Source organism: Streptomyces beijiangensis, from assembly GCF_017315755.1.
Lineage (GTDB): Bacteria > Actinomycetota > Actinomycetes > Streptomycetales > Streptomycetaceae > Streptomyces > Streptomyces beijiangensis.
In genome coordinates this window covers 1-4482 of the sequence record NZ_JAFLRJ010000008.1, presented here as the reverse complement: position 1 = coordinate 4482, position 4482 = coordinate 1, and the positions used below count along the sequence as shown (strand labels likewise).

The following is a 4482-nucleotide window of genomic DNA, read 5'->3' as shown; positions in this document are numbered from 1 at the left end:
GGGTGGTGGCCGGGGCTGACACGGGCCGGTGCGGGGTCGCGGTGCTCATGGGGACCAGCTTGCCGGGAGATGATGTCGTAGCACAATCGAGAAAATGTGGAGTCGATCGCTTAGTATCGCTTACATGTTGAATCTGGAGCGCCTGCGCACCCTCGATGCGGTGGCCCGTCACGGCTCGGTGAGCGGGGCGGCCGAAGGCCTGCATGTGACCACCTCCGCCGTCTCCCAGCAGCTGACCAAGCTGGAGCGTGAGGCGGGTCAGCCGCTGCTGGCGAAGAACGGCCGGGGCGTACGGCTCACCGACGCGGGACGGCTGCTCGCCGACCATGCCGCGCGGATCCTGTCCCAGGTGGAGATCGCCCAGTCGGACCTGGAGGCGCAGCGCGGCCGGGTGGTGGGCGATCTGCGGCTCGCCGCCTTCCCGACCGGTGCGCGCGGACTCTTTCCCTCGGCGCTCTCGGCACTCCGCGCCGAGCACCCTCAACTGCGTGTCTCGTCCCAGGAGATGGAGGGCGAGGATGCGGTACGTGCCGTGGTGCGGGGCGATCTGGATGTCGCGGTCGTCATCGACTGGTACAACAAGCCGACCCCGATGCCCGAGGGCATGGCCAAGCGTGCGCTCCTCGACGACTTCGCGGACGTCGCGCTGCCGGCCGACCATCCGCTCGCGGGCCGCGCCGAGGTGGATCTGGAGGACTTCGCCGAGGACGAGTGGATCACCTGGCCGGAGGGGGAGTTCTGCTGGGAGTGGCTGATGTTCACCCTCGGCGGCAAGGGCATCGAGCCCAGGGTCGCCCACGTCGCGGGTGAGCACGCGACCCAGATGGCGCTGATCGCGGCCGGCCTCGGGGTCGCGATCGCACCACGGCTCGGGCGGGGGCCGCTGCCTGACGGGGTGGTCGCCGTACCCGTACGCTCCGCGATGTGCCGCCATGTGTACGCGATCTGGCGCGCCGACGCCGACCGCAGGCCATCGATCCGGGCGGTCGTGGACGCGCTGTACGCGGCCGGGGTGGCGGTGCAGGCCGGCTAGCCGAGTCGGCCGGGACGGCCGGGTCAGCCCAGTTTGCGGAAGTCCCAGGAGACGATCGCGTCCGGGGTCAGGCGCAGCCAGGCGTGGCGGCCGTCGTGCGGCATGGTGTCCAGGCCGAAGTTCTTGGCCGTGAACAGCCGCTCGGGGACGTCGAGTTCGGGGCACGGCTCGCCCGTGCGCGGGGCCTCGCCGACGAGGACCGCACTGCCGGACAGCTCGACGCCGCGCAGGTCGCCGTACTCCACCCCGTCGTCGACGACCACGGCCAGCCGGGGGTCGGCGGTCAGCTGGACCCAGCGCCGGCTGCGGGTGATGGAGTACAACCAGAGGGACGTCCCGTCCCAGACGTACCAGAGTGCTCCGACGTGCGGGCGGCCGTCGGCGGAGACGGTCGCCACCCGGCAGGTGCGCTGCTCCGTGAGGAAGGTGTCCCGTTCCTCGTCCGTCATCATGATCCGGCGGCCTCGCCGCTGGGGCTGGTGCTGGGGCTGTGTGACGGTCATCGGGCGTCCCCTCCGGTGTTCTGACTGAGTGTCAGAAATCATGGGGTCTCTTCCTTCATCGCGCAATGGGGGTTAATCTCGCGCGCTCGGACCCGGCCCGACCGGACACGCCCGACGAGATACGGGGGACGACCCATGCCGACGTACGAACAGCTCGCGGAGCACTTCACTCCCTCCACCACGGTCCTGCTCACCGTCGAGTGCCAGGAGGGAGTCGTCGGTCTCGACAGCGCACTGCCCGAACTGGCCAAGGAGGCAAGGTCGTCGGGCGCGCTGCGGAATGTCGCGCGGCTGGTCGACGGAGCGCACGAGGCCGGGGTGCAGGTACTGCACGCGGTCGCGGAGCGCCGTCCTGACGGGCGCGGCGCCAACAGCAACGCGCGCCTGTTCCGCGCGGCAGAACGGCTTCCCGTACAGCAGCATTCGGGATCCAGGGCGGTGCGGGTGGCGGAGCCGATCCTGGTGGCCGACGAGGACCTGATCGTCCGGCGGCTGCACGGTCTGTCCCCCGTCGCGGGCACGGACGTGGACGCCCTGCTGCGCAATCTGGGCTGCCGGACGCTGATCGTGACAGGGGTGTCGTCGAACGTGGCCATCCCCAACGCGGTCTTCGACGCGGTCAATCTCGGCTACACCGTGGTGGTGCCTTCGGACGCCATCGCGGGGGTGCCTGCCGACTACACCCCCGCGATGATCCGTAACACCCTCGCGCTCGTCGCCACCATCGCGAGCACCGACGACGTACTCGCGAACTGGAAGCGGCCGCGGCGCGTCAGCCGAGCGTGATCGAGTCGCCCTCCACCTTGATGGCCGCCGCGGCCAGCGGCTCGGTGGCGGGCCCCTTCTTGACGCTGCCGTCCGACGCGTCGAACTGACTGCCGTGACAGGGGCAGGTGATGGTGCCGTCGCTGATCTTCGAGACGGCGCAGCCCTGGTGGGTGCACTTGGAGGAGAAGGCCTTGAACTGGCCCGCCGACGGCTGGGTGACCACCACTCCCTGGTCGGCGAAGACCTTGCCGCCGCCCTGGGGGATGTCCGCCGTCTTCGCGAGTGCGTCGCCGTTCCCGCCGGCGGGCGCCGGCTTCACGGCCTCGCTGCCCCCCGGCTTGTCCGAACTGCCGCATGCGGTGAGCGTGACGGCGGCGATTCCGGCCGCGCCCACCGCGGTGACGACGGTCCTGCGGTCGAAGGTGTGCAGGGACTCCTGTGATGAGGTCATGCAGAGCTGTACGGACTGCGGCGGTCTGTTGTTCAGAGGTTCAACGACTTTTTGATGAAGTCGAGTTCCAAGAGGAGCAGGTTGTCCGCCACGCCCTCCCTGGCGACGAGGTGTCCCGTACCCGAGAGCGGCAGTACGGTGTGCGGCCGCCCGGCGGCGAGCAGGGCGGCCGACAGCCGCAGGGTTTGGACAGGGAGGACGTTCTCGTCGGCGAGACCGTGGACCAGCATCAGCGGGCGCGTCAGTTTGTGCGCGTGCGGGAGCAGCGAGGAGCGGTCGTACGCTTCCGGCTCCTCGTCCGGGTGGCCGAGGAAACGCTCCTCCCAGTAGGTGTCGTACAGCCGCCGGTCCGCGGGTGCCGCACCGGCGACCGCCGCGTGGAACACATCGGGCCTGAGCAGGACAGCACCGGCGGCGAGGTAGCCGCTGAAGGACCAGCCCCTGATGGCCACGCGCTCCAGTTCCAGGGCGGGATACCGCTCGGCCGCCGCGTGCAGCGCGTCGATCTGGTCCTCCAGTACGGGACCGAGCCGGTCGCCGATGATGCTCCGCTGCCAGGCGATGCCCCGGCCGGGGGTGCCGCGCCCGTCGGTGGCGAGGACCGCGAAGCCCTGCTCGGCGTACCACTGGCACACCGCCGTGTACCAGCCGCGCGCCATGGTCACGACCTGCATTCCGGGTCCGGCGTACGGACTGAGGAGGACCGGCAGCGCGGGCGAGCCCTCCTCGTACCAGGAAGGGAGATGGAGGCGGCTGCGCAACTGCCGCTTCCCGAGGACGAGATGGAGCGGGCGGGGAGTGACCAGTGGTTCCTCGGTGAGGACGGCGATCTCGCCTGCCGGTTTTCCGTCGTGCAGGACCGTCACGGTCTGGCCGTCGGGGGTGCGGCTGTCGATTACGACCGTGGAGCCGCCGGCGCAGGCGGTGTGCACCCCCGGCTCCTCTGTCAGCCGGACGAAGCCGCTGTCCGGTCCGTACGACCAGACATGGGTCTGCGTCGGTTCCTCGCTCGCGGTGAACAGGACCCGCTCGCCCACCGCGCCGAACACCGCACGGACGTGCAGCCCTTCCGGGCTGAGGACTTGCCCGATCCGGATCGCCCTGGCGTCGCCGCGCACGGCGGACATCACCGGCACCCCGGAGGCGGTGTGCGTCGGCGTACCAGGCTGGAACTCGACCCAGGCCTCGTCCGTTGTCACGGAGAGCAACGTTCCCTGTCCGGTCGGCGGGTCGACGGCGACGACCCGCATGGTGCGCTGGTCGCGGGAGTGGAGGCCGACGACGGGGCCTGCGGGTCCCCAGTCCGCGCTGACGAGGTATTCGAAGGAGAGGTCGACCGAGGTACGGGTGCCCTGGACGGTGAAGAGGTGCAGTGATGTCAGGGCGTTGGGTGTCCCGGCCGCCGGGTAGCGGACGGCCCGGGGCGGCCTGGCGGGGTCGGACGGGTCGGTGACGTACCAGCGCTGGACCGGCGAGGTGTCGACCCTGGCCACCAGCAGCGCGTCGCTCCCCGGCGACCACCAGAAGCCCCGGGACCTGCCGATGGAGGTGGACGCGGTGTGGTCGGCGAGTCCGTACGTCACGTCGGGGTCCTCCGGCCCGGCGAGCAGCCGGTCGCCGGGCCCGTCGGCGCGGACCACGCGCAGCGCGCCTGCGGTGACGTAGGAGATCAGGGTTCCGTCGGGGGAGGGCCGGGGGTCGGTGACCGGGCCCGCGACCGGGATGCG

Annotated in this window: 5 protein-coding genes; 2 read left to right on the top strand and 3 right to left on the bottom strand. The window is 71.0% G+C overall.

The genetic code is table 11. The features are described 5' to 3' along the window. Positions 1-124 precede the first annotated feature (124 nt). A complete protein-coding gene (locus J0695_RS01295; RefSeq protein WP_206959280.1) occupies positions 125-1033 on the top strand; it encodes a LysR family transcriptional regulator in 909 nt (302 codons plus the stop codon). 23 nt (positions 1034-1056) lie between these two features. Here the strand turns inward: J0695_RS01295 and J0695_RS01290 are convergent, their stop codons facing one another. Further along, a complete protein-coding gene (locus tag J0695_RS01290) occupies positions 1057-1536 on the bottom strand; it encodes a pyridoxamine 5'-phosphate oxidase family protein (RefSeq protein ID WP_206959279.1) in 480 nt (159 codons plus the stop codon). 135 nt (positions 1537-1671) lie between these two features. On the opposite strand from J0695_RS01290, the gene J0695_RS01285 reads away from it, so the two are divergent. Beyond that, positions 1672-2322, top strand: coding sequence for a cysteine hydrolase family protein (locus tag J0695_RS01285; RefSeq protein ID WP_206959278.1), 651 nt, complete (start codon positions 1672-1674; stop codon positions 2320-2322). Here J0695_RS01285 and J0695_RS01280 read toward each other — a convergent pair. Further along, positions 2309-2755 carry a Rieske (2Fe-2S) protein gene (locus tag J0695_RS01280; RefSeq protein ID WP_206959277.1) on the bottom strand — a complete coding sequence of 149 codons (447 nt, stop codon included), beginning with the start codon at positions 2753-2755 and terminating at the stop codon, positions 2309-2311. The genes J0695_RS01285 and J0695_RS01280 overlap by 14 nt on opposite strands. A 32-nt stretch (positions 2756-2787) precedes the next feature. Then, positions 2788-4482 (bottom strand): prolyl oligopeptidase family serine peptidase (locus tag J0695_RS01275; RefSeq protein ID WP_206959276.1); only part of this gene is annotated, 1695 nt, incomplete at its 5' end.

Coding starts and splice junctions, on each gene's coding strand:
- J0695_RS01295 (WP_206959280.1), top strand. CDS start 125: ATGTTGAATCTGGAGCGCCTGCGCACCCTCGATGCGGTGGCCCGTCAC.
- J0695_RS01290 (WP_206959279.1), bottom strand. CDS start 1,536: ATGACCGTCACACAGCCCCAGCACCAGCCCCAGCGGCGAGGCCGCCGG.
- J0695_RS01285 (WP_206959278.1), top strand. CDS start 1,672: ATGCCGACGTACGAACAGCTCGCGGAGCACTTCACTCCCTCCACCACG.
- J0695_RS01280 (WP_206959277.1), bottom strand. CDS start 2,755: ATGACCTCATCACAGGAGTCCCTGCACACCTTCGACCGCAGGACCGTC.